Annotated in this window: 5 protein-coding genes, 1 tRNA gene and 3 rRNA genes (1 of these 9 running past the window's edge); 2 read left to right on the top strand and 7 right to left on the bottom strand. The window is 65.7% G+C overall.

Going from position 1 to position 15108, the window contains the following annotated elements:
* Window positions 1-35: 35 nt before the first annotated feature.
* The gene (locus E5671_RS33305; RefSeq protein WP_160507566.1) at window positions 36-719 is read right to left on the bottom strand and encodes a response regulator; all 684 of its coding nucleotides are present in this window, start codon (window positions 717-719) and stop codon (window positions 36-38) included.
* A 244-nt stretch (window positions 720-963) separates the two neighbouring features.
* Window positions 964-6477 carry a HAMP domain-containing protein gene (locus tag E5671_RS33300; protein ID WP_336605909.1) on the bottom strand — a complete coding sequence of 1838 codons (5514 nt, stop codon included), beginning with the start codon at window positions 6475-6477 and terminating at the stop codon, window positions 964-966.
* 273 nt (window positions 6478-6750) lie between these two features.
* On the opposite strand from E5671_RS33300, the gene E5671_RS33290 reads away from it, so the two are divergent.
* Window positions 6751-9414 (top strand): SpoIIE family protein phosphatase, encoded by a 2664-nt coding sequence (locus tag E5671_RS33290; RefSeq protein ID WP_202121357.1) that lies wholly within the window; start codon window positions 6751-6753, stop codon window positions 9412-9414.
* 86 nt (window positions 9415-9500) lie between these two features.
* Here E5671_RS33290 and E5671_RS33285 read toward each other — a convergent pair.
* Window positions 9501-9573: transfer RNA gene (locus E5671_RS33285), tRNA-Thr, on the bottom strand.
* Window positions 9574-9689: 116 nt separating this feature from the next.
* Here E5671_RS33285 and E5671_RS33280 point away from each other — a divergent pair.
* Window positions 9690-10610 carry an alpha/beta hydrolase family esterase gene (locus E5671_RS33280; protein ID WP_237330281.1) on the top strand — a complete coding sequence of 307 codons (921 nt, stop codon included), beginning with the start codon at window positions 9690-9692 and terminating at the stop codon, window positions 10608-10610.
* A 20-nt stretch (window positions 10611-10630) separates the two neighbouring features.
* On the opposite strand, the gene E5671_RS33275 is transcribed toward E5671_RS33280, so the two are convergent.
* The 4 genes from E5671_RS33275 to E5671_RS33260 form a co-directional block, all read right to left on the bottom strand.
* Window positions 10631-11293, bottom strand: coding sequence for a DegT/DnrJ/EryC1/StrS family aminotransferase (locus tag E5671_RS33275; protein WP_160507563.1), 663 nt, complete (start codon window positions 11291-11293; stop codon window positions 10631-10633).
* A 115-nt stretch (window positions 11294-11408) separates the two neighbouring features.
* A 5S ribosomal RNA gene (gene rrf, locus E5671_RS33270) occupies window positions 11409-11525 on the bottom strand.
* A 91-nt stretch (window positions 11526-11616) separates the two neighbouring features.
* Window positions 11617-14740: ribosomal RNA gene (locus tag E5671_RS33265) — 23S ribosomal RNA — on the bottom strand.
* Window positions 14741-15055: 315 nt separating this feature from the next.
* A 16S ribosomal RNA gene (locus E5671_RS33260) occupies window positions 15056-15108 on the bottom strand; it runs 1473 nt beyond the window's last position.
* Together the 16S, 23S and 5S rRNA genes form the textbook arrangement of a ribosomal RNA operon.

The raw sequence follows: 15108 nt of genomic DNA, 5'->3' as shown, positions 1-15108 counted from the left end.
CTCCGCATCGGCTCAGACCCTGCGCCCGCGCCGGCTCAACTCTGCGAGGACACCGAAGGCGCACCGCTTCCGGTGCCCGGCTCCAAGGCGTCAAGAGCCCGCCGCAGGCCGGTGAGTTTGCGTTCGAGATGGGCCGCGGTGGCGACCGCGGCGGCATCCGCCGAGTCGTCGTCCAGCTGCTTCGAGAGCGCCTCCGCCTGTTCCTCGACGGCCGCGAGACGCGCGGAGAGCTCGGCGAGAAGACCCGCGGGCTCCTTGGCGTCACCCGCCGCGGACTTGCCGCCGCCTTCGAGCTGGAGGCGCAGCAAGGCTGCCTGCTCCCGCAGTTGGCAGTTCTTCATGTACAGCTCGACGAACACCGAGACCTTCGCGCGCAGCACCCACGGATCGAACGGCTTGGAGATGTAGTCCACCGCACCGGCCGCGTAACCGCGGAACGTGTGGTGCGGGCCGTGGTTGATGGCGGTGAGGAAGATGATCGGGATGTCCCGGGTCCGTTCTCGCCGCTTGATGTGCGCGGCGGTTTCGAAACCGTCCATGCCTGGCATCTGGACGTCCAGCAGAATGACCGCGAAGTCGTCCGTGAGTAGTGCTTTGAGCGCTTCCTCCCCGGACGATGCCCGTACCAGGGTCTGATCGAGCGCAGAGAGGATGGCCTCCAGCGCCAGCAGATTCTCCGGCCGGTCATCGACCAGGAGGATCTTGGCCTTCTGCACCATGGCCCGCCCTCCTCGCCCCGGCGGTACACCGGGCGCCGCCCCAGGGGACGACTCCCTTACGCCGTCCGTCCTTGTGCCGGTCATGGTAGCCGCACCCCGCCTGTCGCCACACCCTGTCACCGCGATGTCACTGTGCACGTAGCAGAAACGCAGTGGGAGACCAGAAGGTTCCCCGAATCCCGTGGTTCTACACGGCTTCGGCCACACTCTGTCAGCAACTCCGCGTAATGAAGCCTCTTCTCGGTCACTCCCCGCGCATCCACTGCTCCATCACCGAGAGCAGATGATCCGGGTCGACCGGCTTCGTAACGTAATCGGATGCTCCGGAGTCGATGGCCTTCTCCCGGTCGCCCTTCATGGCCTTCGCGGTGAGCGCGATGATCGGGAGCCCGGCGAACTGCGGCATCCTGCGGATCGCCGTCGTCGTCGCGTACCCGTCCATCTCCGGCATCATGATGTCCATCAGGACGACCGTCACGTCGTCGTGCTGTTCAAGGACTTCGATGCCTTCACGGCCGTTCTCCGCGTAGAGCACCGAGAGCCCGTGCTGTTCCAGGACGCTGGTGAGCGCGAACACGTTGCGGATGTCGTCGTCGACGATGAGCACCTTCTCGCCGCCGAACTGGTAGCCGACACGCGCCTCGGGCGCCTCCTGCCCCGCGGTCGGCCACTGCCCCTGCGAGCCCTGCTCCTGAGGCTCCGCGACGCCCTGCCCGGGCAGCACGGGCGGCTGCTCCGACGAGGCGTGCGCGGCACGACGACGGCGCCGGAAGAGCGTGCCGGAACCCGGCATCGCGTCGAGCCGCGGCGGCGTGACCCCCTCGTTCCGCGGAGGCTGCTCGGAGGTGGACGCACCCTCCTCCAGGGCCGGCCGTGAGACCGTGCCCGGCAGGGGTGCCAGCTGCGTGTAGCCCTGCGGCGGCAGTTCGCTCGGATGCAGCGGCAAATAGAGCGTGAACGTCGAGCCGCGGCCCGGTTCGCTCGCCGCGTGGATCTCGCCGCCGAGGAGACGCGCGATCTCCCGGCTGATGGAGAGCCCGAGGCCCGTGCCGCCGTACTTCCTGCTCGTCGTGCCGTCGGCCTGCTTGAACGCCTCGAAGATCACCCGCATCTTGCTGCCTGCGATACCGATGCCGGTGTCGCTCACCGAGAAGGCGATCAGATCCGCGTCCGCGTCCCGCAGCGAACCCGCCTCCAGGAGCTGTTCGCGGATGGCGTTGGGCACATCGGCGTTCGCGTGCCGGATCACCAGCTCGACCGCTCCGGAGTCGGTGAACTTCACCGCGTTCGACAGGAGGTTGCGCAGCACCTGGAGGAGCCGCTGCTCGTCCGTGTGCAGCGTCGCGGGCAGCTCCGGAGACACCCGTACGGAGAAGTCGAGTCCCTTCTCCGCGGTCAGCGGCCGGAAAGTGGCCTCTACGTAGTCGACGAGTTGCACCAGGGCGATGCGCGTCGGGGAGACGTCCATCTTGCCCGCCTCGACCTTCGACAGGTCGAGGATGTCGTTGATGAGCTGCAGCAGGTCCGAGCCCGCCCCGTGGATCGTCTCGGCGAACTCCACCTGCTTGGGGGTGAGGTTCGCGTCGGCGTTGTCGGCGAGCAACTTGGCCAGGATCAGCAGGGAGTTGAGCGGCGTACGCAGCTCGTGCGACATGTTCGCGAGGAACTCGGACTTGTACCGCATCGAGACGGCGAGCTGTTCGGCGCGCTCCTCCAGGACCTGCCTGGCCTCTTCGATCTCGGTGTTCTTGACCTCGATGTCGCGGTTCTGCTGGGCCAGCAGCTCGGCCTTCTCCTCCAGTTCGGCGTTCGAGTCCTGCAGTGCCTTCTGCCGGCTCTCCAACTCCGCCGAGCGCTCGCGCAGTTGCTCGGTGAGCTCCTGCGACTGCTTGAGCAGCACCTCGGTCTTCGTATTGACGCTGATGGTGTTGACGCTCGTGGCGATCATCTCGGCGATCTGACTGAGGAAGTCCTTCTGGATCTGCGTGAACGGCTGGAACGCGGCCAGCTCGATCACGCCGAGGACCGTCCCCTCGAAGAGCACCGGAAGGACGATCACCTGGGCCGGCGGCGCCTCACCGAGGCCGGACGCGATCCGCAGATAGCCGGAGGGCGCGTTCTCCACGAGGATCGTGCGCCGCTCCTGCGCCGCCGTGCCGATGAGCGTCTCACCGGGCCGGAAGGACGTCGGCATGGAGCCCATGGAGTAGCCGTAACTCCCCATCATGCGCAGCTCGTACGCGTCCCCCTGCTCGGCGCCCGGCTCCGCGCCCTCGTCCGTGGGCAGCGCAAGGAAGAAGGCGCCGTGCTGCGCGGAGACCACCGGCGTCAGCTCGCTCATGATCAGCGAGGCGACGTCGGCCAGGTCGCGCCGGCCCTGCATCAGACCGGAGATGCGGGCGAGGTTGCCCTTGAGCCAGTCCTGTTCCTTGTTGGCGAGGGTGGTGTCGCGGAGGTTGGCGATCATCGAGTTGATGTTGTCCTGGAGGACCTGGATCTCGCCCGCCGCGTCCACGTCGATCTTCAGGTTCAGGTCGCCGCGCGTCACCGCGGTGGCGACCTCGGCGATGGCGCGTACCTGCCGGGTCAGGTTCCCGGCCATCTCGTTCACGGATTCGGTGAGGTCGCGCCACGTGCCGTCGACGTCCCGCACCCGCGCCTGACCGCCCAACTGCCCCTCCGTGCCCACCTCGCGGGCCACGCGCGTGACCTGCTCGGCGAAGGACGACAGCTGGTCGACCATCGTGTTGATGGTGGTCTTGAGTTCGAGGATCTCGCCCCGGGCGTCGATGTCGATCTTCTTGGTCAGGTCGCCCTTGGCGATCGCGGTGGTGACCATCGCGATGTTGCGGACCTGTCCTGTGAGGTTGGAGGCCATGCCGTTCACGGACTCCGTCAGGTCCTTCCACGTACCCGAGACTCCGGGCACACGGGCCTGACCGCCGAGGATGCCGTCCGTACCCACCTCGCGGGCCACACGGGTCACCTCGTCCGCGAACGAACTCAGCGTCTTCACCATCGTGTTGACGGTGTCGGCGAGCTGCGCGACCTCGCCGCGCGCCTCGACGGTGACCTTCTTGGTGAGGTCGCCGTTGGCGACCGCCGCCGCGACCTGGGAGATCCCCCGCACCTGCGCGGTCAGGTTGTTCGCCATCAGGTTGACGTTGTCGCTGAGGTCCTTCCAGGTACCGGTGACGCCCGGCACCCGCGCCTGGCCACCGAGGTTGCCCTCGGTGCCCACCTCGCGTGCCACGCGGTTGACCTGCTCGGCGAAGTTCGAGAGCTGGTCGACCATCGTGTTCACGGTCGTGACGAGCTCGAGAATCTCGCCCTTCGCGTCGACGGTGATCTTCTTGGAGAGGTCGCCCATGGCGACGGCCGTGGTGACCTCGGCGATGTTGCGGACCTGAAGAGTCAGGTTGTTCGCCATGCCGTTCACGGACTGCGTGAGGTCCTTCCAGGTGCCGGAGACACCCTGCACCTCGGCCTGGCCCCCCAGGATGCCGTCGGTGCCCACCTCGCGGGCCACCCGCGTCACCTGCTCGGCGAAGGCGGAGAGCTGGTCCACCATCGTGTTGAGGGTGTTCTTCAGCTCCAGGATCTCGCCGCGCGCGTCCACGTCGATCTTCTGCGACAGGTCACCTCGCGCCACCGCGGTCGCGACCTGCGCGATGTTGCGCACCTGGGCGGTGAGGTTGCCGGCCATGCCGTTCACGGAGTCGGTCAGATCGCGCCACACACCGGCGACGCCGGGCACCTGCGCCTGCCCGCCGAGGCGGCCTTCCGTGCCCACCTCGCGGGCCACCCGGGTCACCTGGTCGGCGAAGGCGGAGAGCTGGTCGACCATCGTGTTGATGGTGTTCTTCAGCTCCAGGATCTCGCCGCGCGCGTCCACGTCGATCTTCTGGGACAGGTCACCCCGGGCCACCGCCGTCGTGACCTGGGCGATCTGGCGTACCTGCGACGTCAGGTTCCCCGCCATGAAGTTGACGGAGTCGGTCAGTTCCTTCCAGGTGCCGCTGACACCGTCCACGCGCGCCTGACCGCCGAGGCGGCCCTCCGTACCCACGTCGCGCGCCATCCGCGTGACCTGATCGGCGAAGGACGACAGCTGGTCCACCATGGTGTTCACGGTGTTCTTCAGTTGAAGCATCTCGCCGGAGACGTCGACGGTGACCTTCTGCGACAGGTCGCCGTTGGCGACCGCCGTCGTCACCTGCGCGATGTTGCGGACCTGGCCCGTGAGGTTGCGGAAAGCGGTGTTGACCGAGTCCGTCAGGTCCTTCCACGTACCCGCCGCGCCCTGCACCTGCGCCTGGCCGCCCAGCTCGCCCTCGACGCCGATCTCCCGCGCCACACGCGTCACTTCGGCACCGAAGGCGGAGAGCTGGTCCACCATCGTGTTCACGGTGTTCTTCAGCTCGAGCATCTCGCCCGCGACATCGACCGTGACCTTCTGCGACAGATCGCCGTTGGCGACCGCCGTCGTCACCGTCGCGATGTCCCGCACCTGCGTGGTGAGGTTCCGGAAGACCGTGTTCACCGAGTCGGTGAGGTCCTTCCACGTCCCCGCCGCGCCCGGCACATTCGCCTGACCGCCCAGCTGCCCCTCGGCACCGACCTCGTTCGCGACGCGGGTGACCTCGTCCGCGAACGTACGCAGCGTCTCGGTCATCTGGTTGATCGTCTCGGCGAGTTGGGCGACCTCGCCGCGTGCGCTGACCGTCACCTTCTGGGACAGATCGCCGTTCGCGACGGCCGTCGTGACCTGGGCGATCCCACGCACCTGGGCGGTGAGATTGCCGGCCATAAGATTCACCGAGTCGGTGAGGTCCTTCCACACTCCCGCCACACCCGGCACCTGCGCCTGGCCGCCGAGCTCGCCCTCCGTGCCGACCTCGCGCGCGACGCGGGTCACCTCGGAGGAGAATGACGAGAGCTGGTCGACCATCGTGTTGACGGTGTTCTTCAGCTCCAGCATCTCGCCGGCGACGTGAACCGTCACCTTCCGTGACAAGTCACCCTTGGCGACCGCTGTCGTGACGAGAGCAATGTCACGCACCTGCGCCGTGAGCCGGTACGCCATGGTGTTCACCGAATCCGTGAGATCCTTCCACGAACCGGACATTCCACGTACGCGCGCCTGACCGCCCAGCTTGCCCTCGGTACCCACCTCGCTGGCCACCCGCGTGACCTCGTCGGTGAACGTCGACAGCTGGTCGACGAGGTTGTTGACCGTCCGGCCGACCTTGAGGAACTCCCCGCGCAGCGGATGACCGTTCCCCTCGTCCACCTGCGCCCGCAGCTCCATCCGCTGCTCCAGGTCACCCTCGGCGACCGCGGAGAGCACCCGCCCGACCTCGGAGACGGGGCGTACGAGGTCGTCGACGAGCGCGTTCGACGCGTCGATCGCCGCCGCCCACGAGCCCTCGCTGGCGCCGCTCTCCAGCCGCTCCGTGAGCTTTCCCTCACGTCCGACCATGCGCCGGACCCGGGAAAGCTCACCGGTCAGGTGCAGATTGCGGTCGGCCACCTCATTGAAGACGGCGGCGATCTCCGACATGACGTCGTCACCGGAGACCGTGAGCCGCTTGCGGAAGTTTCCGTCCCGCATGGCCGCCAGCGCCGCGAGCAACCTGTTCAGGGCCGCCGCGTCCACTGACGTAGTCGCCCCGTTGCGCGGTTTGCGCTGTTTGCTCTGGGACTGTCCGTCTTTCGCACGCGTTTTAGTGCCCCGCGTCGCTGCGCCAGACTCCACTGTGTCCCTCCCGCAAGGGTCGACCGTACTGCTCGGGTTACCTGGGCTCTCTCCAAGAAGCTTGCCCAGTGTTTCACCATGGCTGAACCAGGCCATAACAGTTCGGCAGCTTCGCACACCGTCCGCACACCCTCCGGGCGGAAACACTGACGACCGGCATCAGCATGGACGGCGAAGGTAAGTAACCTGGCATCCGGCTGTCCAACCACCCCGGTCCTGCCCGGCCTGGGCGGTGGCACACGTACAAGCGGGCATCGGAGGGGCGGCCGCACCATGGTGGGAGACTTGGGCGTCGATACTCGTACGAGGAGTTCTGTGATCACCGCGCGCGCGGCTGCGACTTTCGACCCCGTCGGGCGTTCCGTCGCGACGGCCCGCTCCTTTGTCCGCGACACCCTCCAGGGCTGGGGGTTCACGGACATCGTCGACGACGCGGTCGTCCTCACCAGCGAGCTGGTCACCAACGCCGTCGTGCACGCCGGAACCGCCGCGGACGTCCTCTGCCTGCGCAGCGAGGACGCCGTACGCATCGAGGTCTCCGACCACTATCCGGAACGCGAGATCCCGCTCCAGCAGTCCGCGGCGAGCATGGGCAGCCCCGACCGCGAGGGAGGCCGCGGCCTCCAGCTGTGCGCGGCGCTCGCCACCCGCTGGGGCGTCGACTACACCCCCACCCACAAACAGGTCTGGTTCCAACTCGACCTCCCCGACCGCTCCGTGGGCACCCGCGCAGCGGGCCCCGCCCTCCCCGCCGAGCTGCTCCCGCTCACCGACGGCAGAGTCCGCGTCGCCGTCGTCCAGATCGACCGCATCGGCGCGATCTCCGCCTGGAACGAAGACGCCGAAGAGCTCTTCGGGTACGTCGCCGAACAGGTCACCGGCAAACCGCTCACCGACTTCGCCGCCTGGCCGCACACCCCGGGCACCAGCACGGGCATCGTGGAAGCGCTCCAACTCTCCCGCTGGGAGGGCAGTTACGGCATCCGCGGCTCCGACGGCCGCGTGACCCCCGTCTACGCCTCGCATCTGCGCGTCCGCGACGCCGACGGCGAACCGTCCACGGTCTGCCTGCTCGTCCGCGACGACGAGCGCGCCGTCCTGCAGACCCCGCTGCGCGGCCCCGCCCCCGAGCCCGGGGCACTCACCGAGTCGCACACCGCCGACCCCTTCGAGGTCTTCATCGGCTCTCCCGCGCCGGACGACCTCGACGGTCTGCTCCAGCGCACGGTCGAGCGCGCCCGCGACATGCTCGACGGCGACGCCGCCTTCCTGCTCCTCGCCACGGACGACGAGACGGAGCTGGAGGTCCGCGCCTCCACAGGCCTGCCGTCGGCCCGCCAGCGCTTCGCCCGCGTCCCCGTGGAGGCCGGCCCCGGACGCTACGGCTCCGCCCGCATGCCGGCCGTCCACGAGGACCTCACGGTCGTCCCCGGCGCCGTACCGCTCCTCAGCGGCACGGGCATGCGCTCCGTGGTCACGGTCCCGCTGAAGGTCGAGGGCCGCCTCACGGGCTCCCTCGGCGTCGCCGCCGAGGCCCCCGACCGGTACTCGAACGAAGAGGCCCTGCGCCTCCAGTTCGCCGCCGACCGCATCGCCCTCGCCGTCGAGTCCGCGCGCCTGGGCGAGCTGGAGCGCCTGCGCCGCGGCTCGCTCTCCTTCCTCGTCGAGGCCTCGGACCTCCTCGCAGGCACCCTGGACCGCGACCAGACCCTGGCGCTCATGGCCCAGATGACGGTCCCGACGCTCGCCACCTGGTGCGCGGTCTACACGATCGCCGACCAGGCGTCCGAGCCCTATCTCTCGTACGTCCTCCATGAGGACGAGGAGCGCATCGACGGCCTGAAGGCACTCCTCTCCAAGATCGCCCCTCCCGACCCCGTGCCGACCCCCGGAGCCCGCGTCTGGGCCGCCCCCTCGGAGGCCGCCCACCAGGCCGCCCTGCGCACCTCCATGCGCAGCCTCGGCCTCGGTGAGCCCATGAGCCTTGGCTCAGGCATCGGCACGACGCTCTCCACGGCATCGGCGGTGGGCGGCGAGACGGTCGTCCTGCCCCTCGTCGCCCGCAACCGCGTCATCGGCATGCTCACGCTGGGCAAGCCCTCCGACGAACACTTCCGCCAGGAGATCCTGGAACTGGCCGAAGATCTCTCCCGCCGAGCGGCCCTCGCCCTGGACAACGCCCGCCTGTACTCGGAGCGCATGGCCATCAGCCAGTCCCTCCAGCGCAGCCTGCTGCCGCCGGGGCTCCCGCAGATCCCGGGCGTCGAGGTCGAGGTCATCTACCGCGCGGCCGGCGAGGGCAATGAGGTCGGCGGCGACTTCTACGACCTCTTCCCCATCCGCGACGGCGCGTACGGCTTCGCGATCGGCGACGTCTGCGGCACGGGCCCGGAGGCCGCAGCCGTCACCGGCCTGGCCCGCCACGCCCTGCGACTCCTGGCCCGCGAGGGCTTCGGCGGCCCCGCGGTCCTCGAACGCCTGAACGCCGCGATCCTCGACGAGGGCGCCCGCAGCCGCTTCCTCACCCTCCTCTACGGGGAGTTGTGGCCGCAGGAGGACGGCTCGGCGGTTCTGAAGATCGTCTGCGCCGGCCACCCGCTCCCGCTCCGCCTGCGCCAGGACGGCACGGTCGAGCCGTACGCGGAACCGCAGCCGCTCCTCGGCGTCATGGACGACCTGGAGCTCTACGAACAGACGATGACGCTCGACCCGGGCGACGTCCTGCTCTGCGTGACGGACGGCGTCACCGAGCGCCGCGAAGGCACCCGCATGCTCGGCGACGACGGCCTCGCCGACGTCCTCACCACGTGCACCGGGCTCACGGCGGGCGCGGTCGCGGCCCGCATCATGCGCGCGGTGGAACGCTTCGCGACGGACGCCCCGTCGGACGACATGGCGATCCTCGCGATGCGCGTCCCCGGCCTCCAGAAGGACTGAAAGCCCCGCCCCGGGGGCCTCAGGACCCCCGGGAAACAGAAAAGTCCCCGCCCAACTGGGCGGGGACTTTCCGTACTTGCTCGCTGAGCCCCCAAGCGGAATCGAACCGCTGACCTTCTCCTTACCATGGAGACGCTCTACCGACTGAGCTATAGGGGCCTGTTGCGCTTCGCGGTTTTCCGCGCGGCAACGGAATAGATCATACCTGAAATCGAAGGCGCCTCGAACCGACCGTTCCTCTGGACCGCCCGCACCGCCACTGCCACTCTGCGCCCATGCCGACCCGACGTGGTACATCCATGCGGAACTCCATACCCCTGGCGCTGGCCGCCCTGCTCCTGCCGCTCGCGGCCTGCGGGTCCGACGACGGCAAAGAAGCCGCGGACCAGAAGCCCACCAAGAAGCCACCGGCCGCGGAGACCCCGCGCCCCGGCGATCAGAAGGTCACGCTCACCTGGAAGGGCAAGAAGCGCGTCTACACGGTGCACGCCCCACCCGGCTACACCCGCGCCGAGAAGCTCCCACTGATCATCGCCATGCACCCCTATCCGGCCGACGGCACTGCCATGGCCCAGATCAGCGGCCTCAACGCCAAAGCGGACAAGGAGAACTTCCTCGTCGCCTACCCCAACGGCCTCAACCAAGGCTTCAACGCGTTGATCTGCTGCGGCACAGAGGACGACGTGGGCTTCATCCGTACGATGACGAAAAGGCTGACCGGCACCTGGAACGCCGACCCGGACCGCGTCTACGCGACCGGCATCTCCAACGGCGGCGACATGTCCTACAAGCTGGCGGTCGAACTCCCCGACACCTTCGCGGCGATCGCCCCGGTCAGCGGCGGCTATCTCGGCCCCGACTCGGCAGCGGACTCGTACATGCCGAAAACACCCGTCTCCGTGATCACCTTCATCGGTGGCCTCGACGAGCACTACACAGGGATGGACGAGGGCATCACGGCCTGGCAGAAGCGCCTGCCCTGCAAGGCGGGCCAGCCGGAGAAACTCAAGAAGAAAATCAAAAGGACAACGGCCAAGTGCCGCGACGGCTCGGACGTGATCGTCCACCGGCTGCCCGGCATGGGCCATTCCTGGCCGGGCGGCGCGGGCGGCAGCATGTCCGACCCCACCGCGGGCGTCAACGCGACAGACCTGATGTGGGAGTTCTTCAAGTCCCACACAAAGAAGGCCCCTTAGCGAACGGGCTCCCGGAAGTCCTAGAAGGCCGGCTGGAGAAGCCCGCCGAGCGCATTACAGGCGGACACGACGCGCTGCAGTTCGCGCCGCGACATGGACGCGTCGACCGGCAGCGCAAGTGTGTCGTCCGCGGCACGCTCGGTCTCCGGCAGATAGACGTCCCGCCAGAACTTCGGCGTGCGATGAACGGGCGTCTTCACAGGCACCCTGCAGTCAATTCCCTTGGCCCGCACGGCACGCGCGAACGCGTCCCGGTCCGGCCGCCCGTTGCCGGGCACACGCACGACGTACTGCTGATAGCTGTGCCCCTCGACGCCGTCCGGGGTGATCACACCGCCGAGCCGCCCGCTGAGGTAGACCGCGTGGGCCCGCCGCTGCGCGAGCTCGTCGTACGGCGCGTCCGTCTCACCCTGCTCCAGTACGAGAATGCCGTGCCGCTGCCCGACGTCCCGCAGCCGCCTGACGTCGGCCGGGTGCCCGAAGCGGTGCACGACGGCCACGGCGGCCGTACGGGAGGTCACGGCGGCGGTCACCGCATCAGGATCGAGGCAGTACGTCGCCTGATCTATGTCCGCGAATACGGGCACGGCCCCTGTCAGGACCACGGCCTCGGCGATCTCGACGTTTCCGTATGCCGGCACGATGACCTCGTCACCGGTACCGACACCTGCGGCTCGCAACATGCCAACTGTCCCCATGCCTCAGGATGTTGGCTGCGGAACGTGAACAGGAAGTGACGCAAAACAAAAAAGAGCTGGTCCCTGAACCGAAGTTCAGGGACCAGCTCTTCTAATAATAGTTCGGCGGCGTCCTACTCTCCCACAGGGTCCCCCCTGCAGTACCATCGGCGCTGTGAGGCTTAGCTTCCGGGTTCGGAATGTAACCGGGCGTTTCCCTCACGCTATGACCACCGAAACACTATGAAACTGTCAACCGCACCGCAGTCGTGGCCCGACATACGGGGTTGTTCGTGGTTTCAGAACCAACACAGTGGACGCGAGCAACTGAGGACAAGCCCTCGGCCTATTAGTACCAGTCACCTCCACCCGTTACCGGGCTTCCAGATCTGGCCTATCAACCCAGTCGTCTACTGGGAGCCTTAACCCCTCAAAGGGGGTGGGAATACTCATCTCGAAGCAGGCTTCCCGCTTAGATGCTTTCAGCGGTTATCCTTTCCGAACGTAGCCAACCAGCCATGCCCTTGGCAGGACAACTGGCACACCAGAGGTTCGTCCGTCCCGGTCCTCTCGTACTAGGGACAGCCCTTCTCAATATTCCTACGCGCACAGCGGATAGGGACCGAACTGTCTCACGACGTTCTAAACCCAGCTCGCGTACCGCTTTAATGGGCGAACAGCCCAACCCTTGGGACCGACTCCAGCCCCAGGATGCGACGAGCCGACATCGAGGTGCCAAACCATCCCGTCGATATGGACTCTTGGGGAAGATCAGCCTGTTATCCCCGGGGTACCTTTTATCCGTTGAGCGACGGCGCTTCCACAAGCCACCGCCGGATCACTAGTCCCGACTTTCGTCCCTGCTCGACCCGTCGGTCTCACAGTCAAGCTCCCTTGTGCACTTACACTCAACACCTGATTACCAACCAGGCTGAGGGAACCTTTGGGCGCCTCCGTTACTCTTTGGGAGGCAACCGCCCCAGTTAAACTACCCATCAGACACTGTCCCTGATCCGGATCACGGACCCAGGTTAGACATCCAGCACGACCAGAGTGGTATTTCAACGTTGACTCCACGAACACTGGCGTGCCCGCTTCAAAGTCTCCCACCTATCCTACACAAGCCGAACCGAACACCAATATCAAACTGTAGTAAAGGTCCCGGGGTCTTTCCGTCCTGCTGCGCGAAACGAGCATCTTTACTCGTAGTGCAATTTCACCGGGCCTATGGTTGAGACAGTCGAGAAGTCGTTACGCCATTCGTGCAGGTCGGAACTTACCCGACAAGGAATTTCGCTACCTTAGGATGGTTATAGTTACCACCGCCGTTTACTGGCGCTTAAGTTCTCAGCTTCGCACGCCCGAAAGCGCACTAACCGGTCCCCTTAACGTTCCAGCACCGGGCAGGCGTCAGTCCGTATACATCGCCTTACGGCTTCGCACGGACCTGTGTTTTTAGTAAACAGTCGCTTCTCGCTGGTCTCTGCGGCCACCCCCAGCTCAGAGTGCAAGACTCATCACCGGTGATGGCCCCCCTTCTCCCGAAGTTACGGGGGCATTTTGCCGAGTTCCTTAACCATAGTTCACCCGAACGCCTCGGTATTCTCTACCTGACCACCTGAGTCGGTTTAGGGTACGGGCCGCCATGAAACTCGCTAGAGGCTTTTCTCGACAGCATAGGATCATCCACTTCACCACAATCGGCTCGGCATCAGGTCTCACCCACATGTCATCCGGATTTACCTAGATGACGGGCTACACCCTTACCCCGGGACAACCACCGCCCGGGCTGGACTACCTTCCTGCGTCACCCCATCACTCACCTACTACCATCTTGGGTCGGCGGCTCCACCACTTCCCTTTGCCCGAAGGCTCCAGGACGGCTTCACGGCCTTAGCATCAATGGGCTCGATGTTTGACGCTTCACAGCGGGTACCGGAATATCAACCGGTTATCCATCGACTACGCCTGTCGGCCTCGCCTTAGGTCCCGACTTACCCTGGGCAGATCAGCTTGACCCAGGAACCCTTAGTCAATCGGCGCACACGTTTCTCACGTATGTATCGCTACTCATGCCTGCATTCTCACTCGTGAACCGTCCACCACTCGCTTCCGCGGCAGCTTCACCCGGCACACGACGCTCCCCTACCCATCCCAGCAGGCGTTGGCCCTATATGCTGGAATGACACGACTTCGGCGGTACGCTTGAGCCCCGCTACATTGTCGGCGCGGAATCACTTGACCAGTGAGCTATTACGCACTCTTTCAAGGGTGGCTGCTTCTAAGCCAACCTCCTGGTTGTCTCTGCGACTCCACATCCTTTCCCACTTAGCGTACGCTTAGGGGCCTTAGTCGATGCTCTGGGCTGTTTCCCTCTCGACCATGGAGCTTATCCCCCACAGTCTCACTGCCGTGCTCTCACTTACCGGCATTCGGAGTTTGGCTAAGGTCAGTAACCCGGTAGGGCCCATCGCCTATCCAGTGCTCTACCTCCGGCAAGAAACACACGACGCTGCACCTAAATGCATTTCGGGGAGAACCAGCTATCACGGAGTTTGATTGGCCTTTCACCCCTAACCACAGGTCATCCCCCAGGTTTTCAACCCTGGTGGGTTCGGTCCTCCACGACCTCTTACAGCCGCTTCAACCTGCCCATGGCTAGATCACTCCGCTTCGGGTCTTGAGCGCGCTACTGAATCGCCCTATTCGGACTCGCTTTCGCTACGGCTTCCCCACACGGGTTAACCTCGCAACGCACCGCAAACTCGCAGGCTCATTCTTCAAAAGGCACGCAGTCACGACGTACAGCACAAGTGCTGCACGCGACGCTCCCACGGCTTGTAGGCACACGGTTTCAGGTACTATTTCACTCCGCTCCCGCGGTACTTTTCACCATTCCCTCACGGTACTATCCGCTATCGGTCACCAGGGAATATTTAGGCTTAACGGGTGGTCCCGCCAGATTCACACGGGATTTCTCGGGCCCCGTGCTACTTGGGTGTCTCTCAAACGAGCCGTTGATGTTTCGACTACGGGGGTCTTACCCTCTACGCCGGACCTTTCGCATGTCCTTCGCCTACATCAACGGTTTCTGACTCGTCTCACAGCCGGCAGACTGTGAAAGAGAGATCCCACAACCCCGCACACGCAACCCCTGCCGGGTCTCACACGTATACGGTTTGGCCTCATCCGGTTTCGCTCGCCACTACTCCCGGAATCACGGTTGTTTTCTCTTCCTGCGGGTACTGAGATGTTTCACTTCCCCGCGTTCCCTCCACACTGCCTATGTGTTCAGCAGCGGGTGACAGCCCATGACGACTGCCGGGTTTCCCCATTCGGAAACCCCCGGATCAAAGCCTGGTTGACGACTCCCCGGGGACTATCGTGGCCTCCCACGTCCTTCATCGGTTCCTGGTGCCAAGGCATCCACCGTGCGCCCTTAAAAACTTGGCCACAGATGCTCGCGTCCACTGTGCAGTTCTCAAACAACGACCAACCACCCATCACAGCCCGCCGAAACGAACTTTCACTGGGGTCGGCACTTGAAGGCAGCCATACGGCCATACCTTCAGATACCCAACAGCGTGCCCGGCCCAGTCATCCCACCCATTCCGCGTTCCACGCCCCGAAGGACAGTACTTGCGGCCCGAGTTGGCCAACTGTGCCGAATAGTCAACGTTCCACCCATGAGCTAACCATCGTCGAACGTTTGCCGACGTAATGGCTCTTGGACCACCAAGCAAGCTTGGCGGTCTAGATGCTCCTTAGAAAGGAGGTGATCCAGCCGCACCTTCCGGTACGGCTACCTTGTTACGACTTCG

The organism is Streptomyces sp. BA2, assembly GCF_009769735.1.
Lineage (GTDB): Bacteria > Actinomycetota > Actinomycetes > Streptomycetales > Streptomycetaceae > Streptomyces.
The sequence above is the reverse complement of the archived record's forward strand: the minus strand, read 5'-3'. Positions and strand labels throughout refer to the sequence as shown.

Coding starts and splice junctions, on each gene's coding strand:
- E5671_RS33305 (WP_160507566.1), bottom strand. CDS start 719: ATGGTGCAGAAGGCCAAGATCCTCCTGGTCGATGACCGGCCGGAGAAT.
- E5671_RS33290 (WP_202121357.1), top strand. CDS start 6,751: ATGGTGGGAGACTTGGGCGTCGATACTCGTACGAGGAGTTCTGTGATC.
- E5671_RS33280 (WP_237330281.1), top strand. CDS start 9,690: ATGCCGACCCGACGTGGTACATCCATGCGGAACTCCATACCCCTGGCG.
- E5671_RS33275 (WP_160507563.1), bottom strand. CDS start 11,293: ATGTTGCGAGCCGCAGGTGTCGGTACCGGTGACGAGGTCATCGTGCCG.